Origin of the sequence: Streptomyces sp. NPDC048270 (assembly GCF_040652335.1) — a bacterium.
Classification (GTDB): domain Bacteria; phylum Actinomycetota; class Actinomycetes; order Streptomycetales; family Streptomycetaceae; genus Streptomyces.
On sequence record NZ_JBEZLV010000031.1, the window covers coordinates 75,214 to 90,579 of the forward strand.

At 72.4% G+C, this 15,366-nt stretch carries 15 protein-coding genes; 8 read left to right on the plus strand and 7 right to left on the minus strand.

Features of this window, described 5'->3' with window-relative positions; genetic code table 11:
- Positions 1 to 204: 204 nt before the first annotated feature.
- Entirely contained in the window at positions 205 to 2,055 is a 1,851-nt protein-coding gene (locus AB0D66_RS24995) for a phosphatidylglycerol lysyltransferase domain-containing protein (RefSeq protein WP_362307578.1), read from the minus strand.
- 151 nt (positions 2,056 to 2,206) lie between these two features.
- Between AB0D66_RS24995 and AB0D66_RS25000 the strand changes: the two genes are divergently transcribed.
- Positions 2,207 to 3,316, plus strand: coding sequence for an alpha/beta hydrolase-fold protein (locus AB0D66_RS25000; protein WP_362307581.1), 1,110 nt, complete (start codon positions 2,207 to 2,209; stop codon positions 3,314 to 3,316).
- Between the two features lie 63 nt (positions 3,317 to 3,379).
- On the opposite strand, the gene AB0D66_RS25005 is transcribed toward AB0D66_RS25000, so the two are convergent.
- Positions 3,380 to 4,348, minus strand: a complete 969-nt coding sequence (locus AB0D66_RS25005; RefSeq protein ID WP_362307584.1) for an ATP-binding cassette domain-containing protein — start codon at positions 4,346 to 4,348, stop codon at positions 3,380 to 3,382.
- Positions 4,349 to 4,491: 143 nt separating this feature from the next.
- On the opposite strand from AB0D66_RS25005, the gene AB0D66_RS25010 reads away from it, so the two are divergent.
- The 4 genes from AB0D66_RS25010 to AB0D66_RS25025 all read left to right on the plus strand — a co-directional run bounded on the left by AB0D66_RS25010 (position 4,492) and on the right by AB0D66_RS25025 (position 8,015).
- Positions 4,492 to 5,205: an ABC transporter permease gene (locus AB0D66_RS25010; RefSeq protein ID WP_362307588.1), complete on the plus strand. Its 714-nt coding sequence runs from the start codon at positions 4,492 to 4,494 to the stop codon at positions 5,203 to 5,205.
- Positions 5,206 to 5,209: 4 nt separating this feature from the next.
- Positions 5,210 to 5,881 (plus strand): ABC transporter permease, encoded by a 672-nt coding sequence (locus tag AB0D66_RS25015; protein ID WP_362307591.1) that lies wholly within the window; start codon positions 5,210 to 5,212, stop codon positions 5,879 to 5,881.
- A gap of 32 nt (positions 5,882 to 5,913) precedes the next feature.
- Positions 5,914 to 6,894, plus strand: a complete 981-nt coding sequence (locus AB0D66_RS25020; protein ID WP_362307594.1) for an ABC transporter substrate-binding protein — start codon at positions 5,914 to 5,916, stop codon at positions 6,892 to 6,894.
- A 98-nt stretch (positions 6,895 to 6,992) separates the two neighbouring features.
- Positions 6,993 to 8,015 carry a hypothetical protein gene (locus AB0D66_RS25025; protein ID WP_362307597.1) on the plus strand — a complete coding sequence of 341 codons (1,023 nt, stop codon included), beginning with the start codon at positions 6,993 to 6,995 and terminating at the stop codon, positions 8,013 to 8,015.
- A gap of 36 nt (positions 8,016 to 8,051) precedes the next feature.
- On the opposite strand, the gene AB0D66_RS25030 is transcribed toward AB0D66_RS25025, so the two are convergent.
- The 3 genes from AB0D66_RS25030 to AB0D66_RS25040 are packed head-to-tail and all read right to left on the minus strand — an operon-like array spanning position 8,052 to position 10,339.
- The gene (locus AB0D66_RS25030) at positions 8,052 to 8,267 is read right to left on the minus strand and encodes a hypothetical protein (protein ID WP_362307600.1); all 216 of its coding nucleotides are present in this window, start codon (positions 8,265 to 8,267) and stop codon (positions 8,052 to 8,054) included.
- A 29-nt stretch (positions 8,268 to 8,296) separates the two neighbouring features.
- A complete protein-coding gene (locus tag AB0D66_RS25035; protein ID WP_362307603.1) occupies positions 8,297 to 9,139 on the minus strand; it encodes an arylamine N-acetyltransferase in 843 nt (280 codons plus the stop codon).
- A gap of 57 nt (positions 9,140 to 9,196) precedes the next feature.
- Positions 9,197 to 10,339 (minus strand): NADH-quinone oxidoreductase subunit D, encoded by a 1,143-nt coding sequence (locus tag AB0D66_RS25040; RefSeq protein ID WP_362307606.1) that lies wholly within the window; start codon positions 10,337 to 10,339, stop codon positions 9,197 to 9,199.
- A 31-nt stretch (positions 10,340 to 10,370) separates the two neighbouring features.
- Between AB0D66_RS25040 and AB0D66_RS25045 the strand changes: the two genes are divergently transcribed.
- Positions 10,371 to 10,862 (plus strand): PH domain-containing protein, encoded by a 492-nt coding sequence (locus AB0D66_RS25045; protein ID WP_362307609.1) that lies wholly within the window; start codon positions 10,371 to 10,373, stop codon positions 10,860 to 10,862.
- The gene (locus tag AB0D66_RS25050) at positions 10,859 to 12,262 is read left to right on the plus strand and encodes a PH domain-containing protein (RefSeq protein WP_362307612.1); all 1,404 of its coding nucleotides are present in this window, start codon (positions 10,859 to 10,861) and stop codon (positions 12,260 to 12,262) included. The genes AB0D66_RS25045 and AB0D66_RS25050 overlap by 4 nt, the downstream gene beginning before the upstream one ends.
- Before the next feature lie 23 nt (positions 12,263 to 12,285).
- Here AB0D66_RS25050 and AB0D66_RS25055 read toward each other — a convergent pair whose 3' ends face one another.
- On the minus strand, positions 12,286 to 12,963 hold the full coding sequence (locus AB0D66_RS25055; RefSeq protein ID WP_069920799.1) for a response regulator transcription factor: 678 nt from the start codon (positions 12,961 to 12,963) through the stop codon (positions 12,286 to 12,288).
- Between the two features lie 17 nt (positions 12,964 to 12,980).
- Positions 12,981 to 14,183: a sensor histidine kinase gene (locus AB0D66_RS25060; RefSeq protein ID WP_362307617.1), complete on the minus strand. Its 1,203-nt coding sequence runs from the start codon at positions 14,181 to 14,183 to the stop codon at positions 12,981 to 12,983.
- Between the two features lie 107 nt (positions 14,184 to 14,290).
- Between AB0D66_RS25060 and AB0D66_RS25065 the strand changes: the two genes are divergently transcribed.
- Positions 14,291 to 15,268 carry an SAM-dependent methyltransferase gene (locus AB0D66_RS25065; protein ID WP_362307620.1) on the plus strand — a complete coding sequence of 326 codons (978 nt, stop codon included), beginning with the start codon at positions 14,291 to 14,293 and terminating at the stop codon, positions 15,266 to 15,268.
- Positions 15,269 to 15,366 lie beyond the last annotated feature (98 nt).

A 15,366-nucleotide genomic window follows, 5' to 3' on the forward strand; every position in this document is an offset into this window, starting at 1 on the left:
CCGGGGGGACCCCCAGCGCTTCAAGCGCCGGCGGGGCTGGGGGTGGGGCTCCGCCCCGGGCCCTCCCCCAGACTCCGTCCGGGGGGACCCCCAGCGCTTCAAGCGCCGGCGGGGCTGGGGGTGGGGCTCCGCCCCGGGCCCTCCCCCAGACTCCGTCCGGGGGGACCCCCAGCGCCTCAAGCGCCGGCGGGGCTGGGGGTGGGGTCAGGCTGCCTGGACTTCTCGGTCCGGTTGTTTGGCGACGGCCTTCATGTGGTGGTGGGCGCAGGTGCGGACCGGCTTGGGGCGGCGGCGGCTGGCGAACAGGCGGGGGAGGGCCAGCGTGACGAAGCCCTCGGCCTGCATGGCGGCGAAGCCGATGCGGGGCAGGTCGCGGGTGGTGCGGAAGACCACGAAGCGGGGCTCCCAGCGGGGGCGGAACTTCGCGTTGAACTTGTACAGCGACTCGATCTGGAACCAGCGGGACAGGAAGACCAGCAGGTTGCGCCACATCCGCAGCACCGGGCCGGCGCCGATCTTCTCGCCGCGGGCCAGGGCCGAGCGGAACATCGCGAAGTTCAGGGAGACCTTCTCGATGCCGAGGGCCGGGGCCGCCTCCAGGGAGGCGACGATCAGCAGCTCGTTCATGCCGGGGTCCGCCCCGCGGTCGCGCCGCATGAGCTCCAGGGACATGCCGTCCTTGCCCCACGGCACGAAGTGCTGGATGGCCTTGAGGTCGCCGAAGGGGCTGGTGTCGTCCTCCTCGACGCGGTGGGCGGTGGCGATGAAGCAGTCGCCGTCACCCGGGTCGCCGACCCGGCCCAGGGCCATGGAGAAGCCCCGCTCGGTGTCGGTGCCGCGCCAGGCCTCGGCGGCGCCGCGCACCTGCTCGAGCTCGGTCTCGGTGAGCTCGCTGACCCGGCGGACCTTGGTGGTGTAGCCGTTGCGCTCGATGCGCTTCACCATCTGGCGGACATTGCGCATGGCTCGGCCCGAGAGGGAGAAGTCTTTGACATCGACAATCGCCTCGTCACCCAGCTCCAGCGCGTCCAGGCCGGTCTCACGGGTCCAGACCTCGCCGCCGGTCTCGCTGCATCCCATGACGGCCGGGGTCCAGGAGTGGGCCTTGGCCTCCTCCATGAACCGCTCGATGGCGCCGGGCCAGGCCTCGACGTCGCCGATGGGGTCGCCGGAGGCGAGCATCACGCCGGAGACGACGCGGTAGGTGACGGCGGCCTTGCCGCTGGGGGAGAAGACGACGGCCTTGTCGCGGCGGAGCGCGAAGTGGCCCAGCGAGTCGCGGCCGCCGTGCTTGGTGAGGAGCTCGCGCAGCTTGCCCTCGTCGTCCTCGGTGAGCCGGGCGGCCGGGTGCTCGGGGCGGAAGGCCAGGTAGATGGTGGTGAGCGCGGTCAGCATGCCGAGGGCGCCGAGGGAGTACCCGACGGTCCAGGACACCCGTCCGGCGTAGTCCACGGGGCCCTCGAAGCCGAAGAGCCCGAAGACCACGTGCTTGATCTGCTCGTAGAGGCCGGGGTTGCCGACGACCTTGCCCGGGTGGACGTTCACGATGACCAGGCCGAGCCCGATGGAGCCGGCGCTCATCAGCACGAAGTTCGCGAGCGCCTTCCAGCGGCTGCGCGGGTCGGGCAGGGCCTTGAATTCGCTCTGGTGGCGCAGGAGCAGGGCGAGGAGCACCGCTGCGATGATCACGCCGATGACCGAGTGCCGGTACGTGAACTGCGCCGCGGCGCCCGCGGGCAGCAGGACCACGGCGGCCCGCCAGGCCCGCCGCTTGTGGCGCTTGAGGCCGTGGGCGAGCAGCAGGAGCAGGACGCCCGCGCTGATGGACAGGGCGGCGGCGAAGGGGCCCAGGGAACCGGGCAGCACCTCGGTGACGGCGTGGATCCGGCTGTGCCGGAACCGCGGGAAGACGCCCGCCGCGATGTCCAGAAGGCCGACGATCATGACGGCCGTACCTACGAGGCCGGGCACGGCCTCCGGTCGTGGCCCGCGGAGGATTCGGCGGACCCGCTTCGGAACCTGTCCGGACTTATCGCCATCTATCCTGCTAGACATCGCTTCCCGTTGCTCCGCGAGAGATCATGTGGCCGAAGGCCGCGACAGCCTCCGGGTGTGGTGCGTCCATTAGGACGACATCGACGGGGAGCGGGTTCACTCTTCCGTCGGAAATTTCCAGTCCTGCCATCAGAAAGTCGACTGACTGCTCATGGGTCTCACCAGTAATACGGTTCTGGCGCTGGCCGTCCTCGCCGGTGTGCTGCTGTTCGCCGCCACGGTCTGGTTCTGGCCGAAGCTCTCGAACCGCACCTGGCGCGCGTTCGCCGGCCGGATCGGACTCCTGCTGGCGACCCAGCTGGCGCTCTTCTCGGCTGTCGGTCTCGCGGCGAACAAGTCGTTCCTCTTCTACGGTTCCTGGGCCGACCTGTTCGGCCAGGAGACGTCCATGGGCAAGGTCGTCGACCACTCGATGAGCTCCAAGGACATCAAGGTCGTCGACAAGCAGAAGCTGGACGTGCCGGGCGGTGCCAAGCCCCAGGTCGGCGGACAGATCCTGAAGGTTGCCATATCCGGGCAGAAGTCGAAGATAACGAGCCCCGGCTACGTCTGGCTCCCGCCGGAGTACTTCCAGCCACAGCACAAGGACCAGAACTTCCCCGCGTCGATCGTCCTGACGGGCTACCCGGGCACCGCCGAGAACCTGATCAAAGGGCTCGACTACCCGATGAAGGCCTTCAGCCTGTCCAAGGCGGGCAAGATGAAGCCGATGATCCTGGTCATGCTGCGGCCGACGATCGCACCGCCGCGTGACACCGAGTGCGTGGACATACCCGGCGGACCGCAGACGGAGACCTTCTTCGGCGAGGACCTGCCGCAGGCCATCCAGGACACCTTCCGGGTGGGCAAGGAGCCCGGCAACATGGGCTTCATCGGCAATTCCACCGGGGGTTACTGCGCCCTGAAGATCGCCGCGCACTACCCGCAGACCTTCGGCGCCGCCGCGGGCCTGTCGGCGTACTACGACGCCCCCGACGACCCGACGACCGGCGACCTGTTCCACGGGGACGCCAAGCTGAAGCAGCGGGCGAACGTCCTGGAGAGCATCCAGAACAAGAAGCCGAGCGGTACGTCCTTCCTGGTCACCAGCAGCGAGATCGGGGAGCCGAACCTCGCCGACACCAAGAAGTTCATCAAGATGGTCAAGGGCCCGGACCGGGTCTCCTCGATCATCCTCGACAGCGGCGGCCACAACTTCAACACGTGGCGCCGCGAGATCCCGCCGATGCTGATGTGGATGAGCGAGCGCATCCAGGCCTGACGGCCGTACGCGTGCGGGGGGCAGAGGGGAAGGGCCCGACTCCGGTCGGGCCCTTCCCCTTTGTCACGCCTCCAGCAACTGGGCCCGGCGCAGCGCCCGGTGGACGCCCTCCGGGGTCAGTACGCCGACCAGTTCTCCGGAGTCCGGGTCCGTGACCCCGATCCGGCCCGAGTCCTCCTGCAGCAGGGCGGCGAGCGCCTCGCGCAGGCTCGCCCCCAGCTCCACGGCCGCGGCGGGGGCCGGGGACCCGGCCTCGGCCGCCGCGAGGTCGCCCGGTCCGACCGCGGTGACCGCGAGCCGCTTGAGCCCCCGGTCGGAGCCGACGAAGGAGGCCACGTAGTCGGTGGCCGGCGCGGCGAGCACCGCCGCCGGGCTGGCGAACTGCTCGATGGTGCCCGCCCCGTATACCGCTATGCGGTCGCCGAGCCGGATCGCCTCCTCCAGGTCGTGGGTGACCAGCAGGATCGTCTTGCGCACCGACTTCTGCAGGGTCAGGAACTCGTTCTGCAGCCGCTCGCGCACCACCGGGTCCACCGCCCCGAACGGCTCGTCCATCAGCAGCACGGGCGGATCGGCGGCGAGCGCGCGGGCCACGCCGACGCGCTGGCGCTGCCCGCCCGACAGCTGCTGCGGGTACCGGCCCCCGTACACGGCCGGGTCCAGGCCCACCAGTTCGAGCAGCTCGGCCGCCCGTGCGCGGGCCTTGGCCTTGGGGGTGCCGATGAGCTGGGGCACGGTCGCCGTGTTCTCCAGCACCGTCTTGTGCGGGAAGAGCCCGACCTGCTGGATGACGTAGCCGATCCGGCGGCGCAGCTCGACCGGATCGGCGGCGGAGATGTCCTCGCCGCCGAGCAGGATCCGGCCGGAGGTCGGCTCGATGAGCCGGTTGACCATCTTCATCGTGGTGGTCTTGCCGCAGCCGGACGGTCCCACGAGCGTGACCAGCTCGCCCTCCGCCACTTCGAAGGACAGGTCGTCGACGGCCGTCGTCCCGTCGGGGTAGCGCTTGGTCACGTGCTCGAATCGGATCACATCCCCATCCTTCCCTACGCGCGCGCCCTGACGGGCGAAGGATTTATGAGGAGAGTGTTACGCGGGTGCGAAGGGTTCAGGCCATTGCGGGTACCTGGGGTTAGGGTCGTTCTCGTACGCGCGTCGGTGACGGGGGGTGGGGCATGGCGGGGCAGAACTGCCTGGTGGCGAACGACTGGATCTGCTGGGAGTACGTGTCCTCCCGCTCCCAGGAGCTCACCGACGCCACCCTCGAGCACATCTGGATCACGGGCGTGTCGGTCGTGATCGGCATCGCCGTGTCCGTTCCGCTCGCCCTGCTGGCCCGCCGCGGCCGGCGCTGGGCGGCGCCCGTGCTCGCCTTCACCACCCTGCTCTACACGATCCCGTCGCTCGCCATGTTCTCCCTGCTGCTGCCCGCGTTCGGGCTCTCGGCGGCGCTCGTGGTGACCGGCCTCGTGCTGTACTCGCTGACCATCCTGGTCCGCAACGTGCTGGCCGGGCTGGAAGCCGTTCCCGAGGAGGTGCGGGAGGCCGCGCGCGGCATGGGGTACGGCCCCGGGCGGCTGCTGTGGCAGGTCGAACTGCCCCTGGCGCTGCCCGCACTGCTGGCCGGGGTGCGGATCGCCACCGTCTCCACGGTCGCGCTGACCACGGTGGGCTCCATCGTCGGCAAGGGCGGGCTCGGCAACCTCATCGCCCCGGCCGTCAACAGCTCCTTCAAGGCCCAGGTGCTCACCGCCTCGGTGCTGTGCGTGCTGCTCGCGCTCGTGGCCGATCTGCTGCTGCTCGGCGTGCAGCGGCTGCTCACGCCGTGGACCCGTACCACCCGTGCCCCTCGCGGCGCCCGTGCGGCCCGGTCCCCGAAGGAGGCCTGAGGAGATGGGCGTACTGGGAGGGGCCTGGGACTGGCTGGCCGACGGGACCAACTGGTCGGGGGAGAGCGGCGTCTGGCACCGGCTGGGCGAGCACGTCTACGTGAGCGGGATCGCGCTGGCGATCGCCTGCGCGCTGGCTCTGCCCGTCGGCCTGTACCTGGGCCACCTCGGCAAGGGCGGCGCCCTCGCCGTCAACGTCTCCAACGTCGGCCGCGCCGTGCCCGTCTTCGCGGTGCTGGCCCTGTTCATGGTCTCCCCGCTGCGCAACGCGGGCTATCTGCCCACGATCGCCGCGCTCGTGCTGTTCGCCGTTCCGCCGCTGCTGACGAACGCGTACGTGGGCATGCGCGAGGTGGACCGGTCGGTGGTAGAGGCCGCCCGGGGCATGGGCATGTCCGGCGGCCAGCTGTTCCTCCGGGTGGAGCTGCCGCTCGCCCGGGGTCTGGTGATGACGGGCCTGCGCTCGGGCGCCGTCCAGGTCATCGCCACGGCCACGATCGCGGCGATGGTCGGCCAGGGCGGTCTCGGCCGGATCATCACCGCCGGATTCAACACGTACAACACCGCGCAGGTCGTCGCCGGCGCCCTGCTGGTGGCGGCCCTGGCCCTGCTGGTGGAGGGCGCCCTGGTGGCCGCGGACCGGCTGCTGCGGCCGGCGGGCGCGGCGTCCCGCTGATCCCCTTTCCCCGCCTCGAACGGAGTACCTCCATGAGCAAGACCACGCGCGTACTCGGCGCGTCCCTGGGCGCCCTCGCCCTGACCGTGTCGCTGGCCGCGTGCGGCGGCGACAGCCTGGAGAAGAGCAAGGACGGCGGCTCGGCCTCCGCGTCCGCCGGGGGAGGCAAGGGCGCCCTGGTGATCGGTGCGGCCGGGTTCACCGAGTCCAACGTGCTGGCGGAGCTGTACGCCCAGGTCCTCAAGGACGCGGGCTACAGCACGTCGATCAAGACGGTGAACAACCGCGAGCTGTACGAACCGTCGCTGGAGAAGGGCGAGATCGACGTCGTCCCCGAGTACGCGGCCACTCTCGCCGAGTTCCTGAACGCCAAGGTGAACGGCCCCAAGGCGGCCGAGGAGAAGCCGGTCGCGTCGAGCGACGTCGCGGCGACGGTGGCGGCCCTCGAGAAGCTCGCGGCCCCGCTCGGCCTGAAGGCGCTGCCCGCCGGTGCGGCGGTGGACCAGAACGCCTTCGCGGTGACCAGGGAATTCGCCGAGAAGAACAACCTGAAGTCGCTTTCCGATCTTGGAAAGTCCGGACTGAAGGTGAAGATCGCGGCGGGTGACGAATGCGCCGTCCGCCCCTTCTGCGCACCGGGGTTGACGAAGACGTACGGAATCCAGGTTTCCGGTATTGACCCCAAGGGCGTCGGCACCCCGCAGGCCAAGCAGGCGGTGAAGGACGGCACCGACCAGCTGGTGCTCACCACCACCACCGACGCCACGCTCGACAGCTACGGCCTGGTCCTGCTCGAGGACGACAAGAAGCTCCAGAACGCCGACAACGTGCTGCCCGTGGTCAACGCCAAGGACGCGGGCGCCCCCGAGGTCGCGGCCGCGCTGGACAAGCTGACCCGGGCGCTGACGACGGCCGACCTGGTCGACCTGAACCGCAAGGTGGACGCCGAGCGCGCCAAGCCGGCGGACGTGGCGAAGGCCTATCTGGAGTCCAAGGGCCTGCTCGATAAGTAGCAGTTACCGGGTTGATGGAGAATTGCGGGTCAACTGCCCGGCAAGAGATTGCCGGGCGGGTACCCCACATGGCCTCTACGCCCTGTAAATTTCAGGCCATGCCCCGTGGACGCCACCGCAATCCCGAACCTCTGCACCGGCTGCTCACGCCGACGGCCGTCGCCGGTGTGTCCCTCGCCAGTGCCGGCGCGGCCTGGCTGCTCGCGGAACCCGTGGCCCTGAGGCTGCTCGTGGCCCTGACGGCCGCCGCCGGGGTCGCGGGCGCCGTCGTGATGCGCGCCTGGGACCGCTCGGCGGGCCGCCGGGTCGCGGAGCTGGCGCGCGAGCGGGTCAAGGACGAGTGGAAGACGGACGAGCGGATAGCCGAGCTCGAATCCGATCTCGAAGAGGCCCGGATGCTGCGCTCCAGGCTGGACGCCAAACTGCGCGCCAAGCGCGTCGAACTGGCCGGTCTGCGCGGCGAGCACGCGGCGCTGCTGCGCCGGTACGCGACCGCCGAGACCGAGCGCGCGAGCGCCCTGGAGGGCCGCCGGCTGCTGGCCATCGAGGCCACCGCGGGCTCGGCCGCGGCGCCCAGGGAACTCACCGCGGGATCCGAGGAGCGCACCCCGGCGGGCGCGCCCACCGCGGTCGGCTACGCCCGGGCCCACGCGGCGCTGAGCGCGCTGGCCCGCAAGGGGCGGACGCGGGAACTCCCCGCGGCCCCCTCGGCCCCGGCTCCCGCCGCCTCGGTCCCGGCCCGCCGGCCGGCCGCGGCGGTGGCCCCGTACGCGGCGCAGCGGCGGACCGCCTCCCGCACCGAGGGCGGCTTCGACTTCTTCGGCACCAAGAACGCGGCGCAGGCCCGCGCGGCGATCGAGGCGGTCCAGAACGAGGACCTGGCCGACGTGGTCGGCGCGGAGGCCCTCGCGGTCCACGAGGCGGAGTCGGCGCGGACCCCGGAGGCCGAGGCGGCGGCGCCCGGAGCCGAGGCGGCCGCGCCCGAAGCCGGAGCGGAGCCCTCGGCCGCCGAAGCGGCGGCGCCGGACGAGGCGCCCGCGGCGGGCCAGGTCATCGACCTGACGGCGCACGACGAGACCGAGCCGATCGACGTGGCCCGGCTGCGCACCGCGATCTCCTGATCCGCGCGGGTGCGCGGCCCGCACGGCCATCCGTACTCAGAACAGCGGCAACTGCCCCGCATGCGGCCCGAGGACGAAGCCGTCCAGAGTGGGAGCCGAGGCGCCGAGCACCACCCGGGCCCGGGAGCCGGGGCAGGAGACCAGGTCGGCGCGCCGCCGCCCGTCGGGCGGATCGTGGCGGGCGATCCGGCCTCCGGTGACGGCGCAGTCGCGGCCGCAGGCAGGGCAGGCCCGCCGGGGGGAAGAGGACATGGCCCCAAGTCTGCCCTGCCGCACCGACATCAGCCCCGCTGAGCCGCCAGCCACGCCTCGTGGGCCCGGCACACCCGGTCCCACAGGGCAGCCCGGTCCGCCGGCGCCAAGTCGTCCAGCTCCCGCCCGAAGACGGTGGCGATGACCTCGTAGAACTCCTCCTCGGTGGTCAACTCCCGGTCGCTCGGCCCCTTGGCCGGATCGATGCGGGTCAGGATCCGCCCGCGCATGATGTCGATGGACTCGGCGTCCCGCCGCAGCAGGGCCAGGGTGCGCACGAAGGAGGAGTCCTCGGCGGTGGACAGCCGCAGGTGCTCGGCCTCGAACGCGTCCATGCCGGCCGCGGCGGAGCGGAAGTTCATCTGGGGGAAGGGGCTGCCCGGGTTGTGGTAGGTCCAGCCCTCCAGCGGGCCGGCCAGCCGTTCCAGCCGGTAGGAGAAGGCGCCCTGCTCGTACGCGCCCTCGCGCAGCGGCAGCGGCTCGTGGGGGCCGTCGCCGAGCCCCACGTCGACCAGGTACGCCTCGCCGCCGACGCGCACGGTCAGCGCGAGGTGGTTGCCGTTGACGTCCTGCGCGCCGGTCTCCTCGTAGACGCCGCCCACGTGCCGGGTGACGTCGTAGCCGAGGTGCCCGAGGAGCGCGGCGAAGGCCCCGTTGAGGTGGAAGCAGTAGCCCCCGCGCCCGGCGGCGAAACGGCCCGCCGACAGCTCGGGGCCGATGCCGGGCGGCCGGCCGAGCTGGATGTCGATGTTCTCGTACGGGACGCGCTCCAGGTGGGCGCGCTGGAGGGCGAAGAGCCCCTCGGCGGAGGGCGCGGCGGGGTCGGACACGCCCAGTCGTCGCAGATACGCGTCGAATATGCCAGAAGTCATGTGATCACCCTATGGGTCACATGCCTGGATTTCCCGTCAAATAAGCTGTGGTACGCGCTACTTGTCGATGTCGCCGACCACGAAGAACAGTGAGCCCAGGATCGCCACCATGTCCGCGACCAGCGTCCCCGGCAGGAGCACGGCCAGCGCCTGGATGTTGTTGTACGAGGCGCTGCGCAGCTTGAGCCGGTAGGGGGTCTTCTCCCCCTTCGAGACGAGGTAGTAGCCGTTGATGCCGAGCGGGTTCTCGGTCCAGGCGTACGTATGGCCCTCGGGCGCCTTCAGGACCTTGGGCAGGCGCTGGTTCACCGGACCGGGCGGGAGCTCGGCCATCCGGTCCAGGCAGGCCACCGCGAGGTCGAGCGCGTTGTGCGTCTGGTCCAGCAGGACCTCGAAGCGGGCCAGGCAGTCGCCCTCGGAGCGGGTGACCACCTTGAGGACGTCCTGGAGCTCGCCGTAGGCCAGGTAGGGCTCGTCGCGGCGCAGGTCGAAGTCGACGCCGGAGGCCCGGGCGATGGGGCCGGAGACCCCGTACGCGTGCACGGCCTCGGCGGAGAGCACGCCCACCCCGCGGGTGCGGCCCCGGAAGATCTCGTTGCCGTGGACCAGCTTGTCGTAGACGTCCATGCGGGTGCGGACGTCGGCGATGGCCGCGCGGGCCCGGCCGAGCCAGCCGGCCGGGAGGTCCTCCTTGAGGCCGCCGACGCGGTTGAACATGTAGTGCATGCGGCCGCCGGAGATCTCCTCCATGACGGCCTGGAGCTCCTCGCGCTCGCGGAACGCGTGGAAGATCGGGGTGATCCCGCCCAGTTCGAGGGGGTACGAGCCGAGGAACATCAGGTGGTTGAGGACCCGGTTCAGCTCGGCGAGCAGGGTCCGCATCCACACGGCCCGCTCGGGGACCTCCATGCCGAGCATCCGCTCGACCGCCATGACCACGCCGAGCTCGTTCGAGAACGCGGACAGCCAGTCGTGGCGGTTCGCGAGCATCACGATCTGCCGGTAGTCGCGGGCTTCGAAGAGCTTCTCGGCGCCGCGGTGCATGTAGCCGACCACCGGCTCGGCGCTGACGATCCGCTCGCCGTCCAGGACGAGCCGCAGGCGCAGCACGCCGTGCGTGGAAGGGTGCTGGGGGCCGATGTTGAGCACCATGTCGGTGCTCTCCGCCGCCCCGCCGATGCCGACCGTGGTCTCCGTCATGGCGGCATTCTCGCAGCCCTACGCTTGAGGAATGGAAACGGGGACTGCGGGTGAGACGGTGGGGCCCGAGTGGGTGGGGCTGCCGGGCGGGCTGCTGAGGCTGCGCCGCATGCTGCTGGTGGTCTGGACGGGGGTTCCGGCGGCGGCCACGGCGGTCGTGGCGGGGCTGCTGATCGGCCCGGCCTGGGCCCTGCTGGGGGTGGTCTGGCTGCTCGTACTGGCCTGGGGCTGGGAGCTGACCGGCCGGAACTGGCGGTCCTGGCGGTACGCCGAGCGGGCGGACGACCTGCTGATCGGCAAGGGCGTGCTGTGGCGGCAGCAGACCGTGGTGCCGTACGGCCGGATGCAGCTGGTCGAGGTGACCTCGGGCCCGCTGGAGCGCCGCTTCGGACTGGCCTCCGTACAGCTGCACACGGCCGCCGCGGCCACGGACGCCAAGATCCCGGGGCTCGCCCCGGCCGAAGCGGAGCGGCTGCGCGACCGGCTCACCGAGCTCGGCCAGGCAAGGTCGGCGGGCCTGTGACCGCCGACCCGGCGGGCGCCGCCCCGCCCGCCACGGGCGAGCGGCGGCTGCACCCCCTCACCCCGCTGCGCCGCGCGTGGGTGCCGATCGCGGCGACCGTCGGCCTCGTGCTGCAGCAGGGCGACAAGGCGCGGGAGTGGATGGCGGAGCAGCCCGCCGTGCTGCGGCTGCTGGCACTGGCCGCCCTGGTGCTCGTCTTCAGCCTGTACGGGTTCCTGAGCTGGTGGGTCACGTACTACTCGGTGACCGACACGGAGCTGCGCATCCGCACCGGACTGCTCTTCCGGCGCACCGCGCACATCCGGCTCGACCGGATCCAGGCCGTGGACGTGACCCGCCCGCTGCTGGCCCGCGTCGCGGGGGTCGCGAAGCTGCGTCTCGACGTCATAGGCACCGAGGACAAGGACGAGCTGGCCTTCCTCGCCGAGAAGGAGGCCGTGTCCCTGCGCGCCGAGCTCCTGGCGCGGGCGGCGGGCTTCGCCCCCGAGGAGGCGGTCCGCCTGGGCGAGGCCCCCGACCGGGAGCTGTTGCGCGTACGCCCGCGCGACCTCGTCGTATCGCTGCTGCTGAGCCTGGGCGTCTGGTCGGCGCTGGCCGGCGGGCTCATCGCGCCGGTGGTCGTGTGGTGGCTCAGCTCCAACCCGTGGGCGGCCGTCGTCACCCTGCTCCCGCTGCTCGGCGCGGTCTGGGCGGGCAGCGCGGGCCGCTTCCTCGCCGAGTACGACTGGCGGGTCGCCGAGTCCCCGGACGGGCTGCGCTTGGACCACGGGATGCTCGACCGGGCGCACGAGACGGTGCCGCCGGGCCGGGTGCAGACCGTACGGATCGTGGAGCCGCTGCTGTGGCGGCGGCGCGACTGGGTCCGGGTGGAGCTGGCCGTGGCGGGCTCGAAGAACGAGGTGCTGGTCCCGGTGGCCTCGCGGGCCGCGGCGCACGCCGTGATCGCCCGGGTGCTGCCGGGCGTGGACCTGGCGGCGCTGGCGTTCAGCGGCTCGCCGGGCGCCGGTTCGCGCTGGGTGGTGCCGGTGTGGTGGAAGGGCTACGCCCTGGCCGTCTCCCCGGACGTGTTCGCCGCCCGGCACGGCCGCCTGTGCCGCCGTACGGAGATCGTCCCGCACGCCAAGGTGCAGAGCGTCCGGCTCACCCAGGGCCCCTGGGAGCGGGCCCGCGGGCTGGCCGACGTCCATGTGGACACCGGCGCGAACGGCACGGTCACCGCCCGGCTGCGGGCGTCCGCCGAGGCCGCCGAGCTGCTGCGCGCCCAGGCCGCCCGCTCGCACACCTCGCGCGCCGCGGCCCGGCCGGACCGGTGGATGACGGCTCCGGAACCGGTCTCGGAACCGGTCTCGGAACCGGTCTCGGAACCGGTCTCGGAACCGGACAGGACGGCGGGGGCTTAGGGCCGGGCGGCCCGGGGCGGGAGCTAGCCGATCCCGCCGCCGCCCGCCCGCACCAGGCCCGTCTCGTACGCCAGGACCACCACCTGCACCCGGTCGCGCAGGCTCAGCTTCGTCAGGATGCGGCCCACGTGCGTCTTCACCGTCGCCTCCGAGAGCACCAGCCGCGCCGCGATCTCACCGTTCGACAGGCCCTGGGCCACCAGCAGCATGACCTCGCGCTCGCGCTCCGTCAGCCGCTCGATCTCCTTGTTCTGCGGCTCCTGCGTGGTCGTCGGCAGCATCGGGGCGAAACGGTCCAGCAGCCGCCGCGTCGTGGACGGCGCGACCACCGCGTCCCCGCTGTGCACCGAGCGGATCGCCGCCAGCAGCTCGGCCGGCGGCACGTCCTTCAGCATGAAGCCGCTGGCACCCGCCTTCAGCCCGGAGAACGCGTACTCGTCCAGGTCGAAGGTGGTCAGGATGATCACCTTCGGGTGCTCCTCGGGCTCACAGATCCGCCGCGTCGCCTCGACCCCGTCGAGCCGAGGCATGCGGACGTCCATCAGCACCACGTCCACCTTCGTGGCCCGCAGCACCTCCAGCGCCTCCAGGCCGTCACCGGCCTCGGCGACGACCTCCATGTCCGGCTGGGCGGCGAGCACCATGCGGAAGCCGGTGCGCAGCAGCACCTGGTCGTCGACCAGCATCACTCGGATGGACATCCGTTACCTCGTCCTCTTCAACTCTTCTTCAGGGGCAGCAGGGCGCTGATCCGGAAGCCGCCGCCGGGCCGCGGCCCGGTGTCCAGGGTTCCGCCGACCATACCGATCCGCTCGCGCATGCCGATCAGGCCGTGCCCGGCGCCGTCGGCGCCGCCGTCCTCGTACAACTCGTGTGCCGCTCCGCGCCCGTCGTCCTCGACCAGCAGGCCGAGCCCGTCGTCGAAGTAGACCAGCCGGACGCTCGCCCTCGCATCGGGCCCCCCGTGCTTGCGCGTGTTGGTCAGCGCCTCCTGCACGATTCGGTACGCCGTCAGCTCGACGCCGCTGGGCAGCCGCCGGGGCGCGCCCTCGACCTCGAAGTCCACCGAGAGCCCCGCCGCCCGCACCTGCTCGACCAGCACCTCGATCTGCTCGACGTCCGGCTGGGGCACGTAGTCCTCGGACTCCTGCGGTTCGCCGGTGCGCAGGACGCCCAGCAGCCGGCGCATCTCGGCGAGGGCCTGGCGGCCGGTGCCGGAGATGGTCTGGAGGGCCTCCTTGGCCTGCTCGGGCGCCACGTCCATGACGTACGCCGCCCCGTCCGCCTGCACCACCATCACCGAGACGTTGTGCGCGACCACGTCGTGCAGCTCGCGGGCGATCCGGGCGCGCTCGGCGGCCACGGCCACCTTGGCCTGGGCCTCCCGCTCCTTCTCCAGCCGCTGGTTGCGCTCGATGAGCTGGGCGTAGTAGGCCCGCCGGGTGCGCAGCGAATCGCCCAGCACCCAGGCGAGGGCGAAGGGGACGATCATGAAGATGGCGAAGAGGACGTTGTCGACGTCGCTCGTGCCCTTGTCCACGCCGTGCCGCAGGAAGTAGAGCGGCGCGGCGGCCAGGCCCCAGCCCAGCGCGGTGCGGGAGACCCAGCGCGGGACCTCGCTCGCGGCGACGGTGAAGAGGATCACGAACATGGCGACGTCGTAGAACCCCGCGATGACGCCCACGGCGAGCTGGAAGACGCCCGCCCCGAGGGTGAGCCAGAACATCGCCTGCGTCCACCTGCGCCGCAGCGCCACGGCCGTGCTCAGCGCGACCACCACGGGGACGGCGGCCAGCTTCATGGGGGCGCCGACACCGGTCTCGGCCACGACGTTCAGCATCGAGACCCCGAAGAGGAGGACAGCCCAGAAGCTGTCGACGCCCGTCGGGTGTCTGCGGAGGAAGTCGTAGAGGCGCTGCACGTAACCCAGAGTAGGGAACGGAGATAGGTGCTGGAGTCAACCAGAGGTTCCAACCTCGCCCGGGGGGCGTACTCCGCAAGGTGGAGGGTGAGCATAACCTTCGTGGGATGAGCGGCCAGGACGAACAGACGACTCCGGTGCGGTGGCGCAGGGCGATGGAAGCCGCGCTGTACGGGCCGGACGGCTTCTACGTCCGGCCGGGCGGGCCCGGTCCCGCCGGACACTTCCGCACCTCGGTGCACGCCTCCGGGCTGTACGCGGGCGCCGTCGCCCGGCTGCTGCGGCGGGTCGACGCGGAGCTCGGGCACCCGGCGGCCCTGGACCTCGTCGACATGGGCGCCGGGCGGGCCGAGCTGCTGGCCGGGGTGCTCGCCGCGCTGCCCGCGGAGGTGGCCGCGCGGGTGCGCCCGTACGCCGTGGAGCGCGCGGAGCGGCCGGCGGGGCTGGACCCGCGGATCCGCTGGGCGGCGTCGCCGCCCGAGGGGACGACGGGGCTGCTCTTCGCCAACGAGTGGCTGGACAACGTGCCCCTCGACATCGCCGAGGACGGGCGGTACGTGCTGGTCGCGCCGGACGGTACGGAGAGCCCCGGCGGCCCGGTGGACGCCGCGGACCGGGCCTGGCTGGAGGAGTGGTGGCCCGGCGGCGGCCGCGCGGAGATCGGCCGGGCCCGCGACGAGGCCTGGGCGGCGGCGGTGGCCGGTGTGGAACGCGGTCTGGCGGTGGCGGTGGACTACGGGCACACCAAGGAGACGAGGCCGCCGTACGGCACGCTGACGGGTTTCCGCGGGGGGCGGGAGGTCCCGCCGGTGCCCGACGGCAGCTGCGACGTCACGGCCCACGTGGCGCTCGACGCGTGCGCGGGGCCGGGGTCGGTGCTGCTGACCCAGCGCGAGGCGCTGGGCGCCCTCGGGGTCTCGGGGGCCCGGCCGCCGCTGGCGCTGGCGTCCACGGATCCGGCGGGCTACGTCCGTGCGCTCGCCTCCGCGGGGGAGGCGGCGGAGTTGACGGCCCGTGGGGGGCTGGGGGACTTCCTGTGGCTCTGCCGGCCGGTGGGGATCGCGGCGGCCTGGCCGGGTGGCTGACGCGGCCCTGCGGCCGCCGCTGGGGCTCCGCCCCAGACCCCGCGCCTCAAACGCCGGCGGGGCTGGGGGTGGCCGGGGCGGATCCCGTTCGGGATCCG

What these genes read in the sequence shown, in the direction of transcription:
- AB0D66_RS24995 (WP_362307578.1), bottom strand. Translation starts at nt 2,055, where the DNA reads ATGTCTAGCAGGATAGATGGCGATAAGTCCGGACAGGTTCCGAAGCGG.
- AB0D66_RS25000 (WP_362307581.1), top strand. Translation starts at nt 2,207, where the DNA reads ATGGGTCTCACCAGTAATACGGTTCTGGCGCTGGCCGTCCTCGCCGGT.
- AB0D66_RS25010 (WP_362307588.1), top strand. Translation starts at nt 4,492, where the DNA reads ATGGCGGGGCAGAACTGCCTGGTGGCGAACGACTGGATCTGCTGGGAG.
- AB0D66_RS25015 (WP_362307591.1), top strand. Translation starts at nt 5,210, where the DNA reads ATGGGCGTACTGGGAGGGGCCTGGGACTGGCTGGCCGACGGGACCAAC.
- AB0D66_RS25020 (WP_362307594.1), top strand. Translation starts at nt 5,914, where the DNA reads ATGAGCAAGACCACGCGCGTACTCGGCGCGTCCCTGGGCGCCCTCGCC.
- AB0D66_RS25025 (WP_362307597.1), top strand. Translation starts at nt 6,993, where the DNA reads ATGCCCCGTGGACGCCACCGCAATCCCGAACCTCTGCACCGGCTGCTC.
- AB0D66_RS25030 (WP_362307600.1), bottom strand. Translation starts at nt 8,267, where the DNA reads ATGTCCTCTTCCCCCCGGCGGGCCTGCCCTGCCTGCGGCCGCGACTGC.
- AB0D66_RS25035 (WP_362307603.1), bottom strand. Translation starts at nt 9,139, where the DNA reads ATGACTTCTGGCATATTCGACGCGTATCTGCGACGACTGGGCGTGTCC.
- AB0D66_RS25040 (WP_362307606.1), bottom strand. Translation starts at nt 10,339, where the DNA reads ATGACGGAGACCACGGTCGGCATCGGCGGGGCGGCGGAGAGCACCGAC.
- AB0D66_RS25045 (WP_362307609.1), top strand. Translation starts at nt 10,371, where the DNA reads ATGGAAACGGGGACTGCGGGTGAGACGGTGGGGCCCGAGTGGGTGGGG.
- AB0D66_RS25055 (WP_069920799.1), bottom strand. Translation starts at nt 12,963, where the DNA reads ATGTCCATCCGAGTGATGCTGGTCGACGACCAGGTGCTGCTGCGCACC.
- AB0D66_RS25065 (WP_362307620.1), top strand. Translation starts at nt 14,291, where the DNA reads ATGAGCGGCCAGGACGAACAGACGACTCCGGTGCGGTGGCGCAGGGCG.